The organism is [Clostridium] symbiosum ATCC 14940 (genome assembly GCF_000466485.1).
Lineage (GTDB): Bacteria > Bacillota > Clostridia > Lachnospirales > Lachnospiraceae > Otoolea > Otoolea symbiosa.
Window position 1 is genome coordinate 1 of record NZ_KE992795.1, and the last position, 588, is coordinate 588.

General features: G+C 45.1%; 1 protein-coding gene. It reads left to right on the forward strand.

Going from position 1 to position 588, the window contains the following annotated elements; translation table 11 throughout:
- On the forward strand, positions 1-588 hold a 588-nt coding region (locus CLOSYM_RS00645), incomplete at both ends, for a reverse transcriptase domain-containing protein (protein WP_021640552.1).

Sequence of the window (588 nt, forward strand, 5' to 3'; positions counted from 1 at the left end):
GGGAAATCGCAGAACGCTTTGATAAACCGAGGTCCGCATATCAGACACCGGAATATCATACGGCAAGCAAAGAATTAAAAAGGCTGTCCTACTGGATTGACCATACCGATAATGAAGCGGAAAGACAAGAACTGATTGACCAGCATAAAGCGCAGAAGAAAGCTATGAGAAATCTGCCCTGCAAACCCGCCGACAATAAGAAATTTACTTTTGTCCGCTATGCGGACGACTGGCTGGCAGGTGTGTGCGGCACAAAAGCGGAATGTGAAGAATTAAAAACCGAAATCGCTGAATTTCTAAGCACAGAGTTGAAATTGACCTTGAGTGAAGAAAAGACGCTGATAACGCACAGCTCCGAAAAAGTCCGTTTCATTGGCTATGATATTTGCGTCCGCAGAAATCAGGAGGTCAAAGGTCACAGAATGAAAAACGGGACGTGGAGAAAATCCCGTACCCTGCACATGAAAGTTGCCCTTACTATTCCCCATACGGAAAAGATTGAGAAATTTATGTTTGCAAAGAAAGTCATTCGCCAAAAGGAGAATGGGGAGTTCCAGCCGATACACAGAGCCGGACTTCTCAACCTTG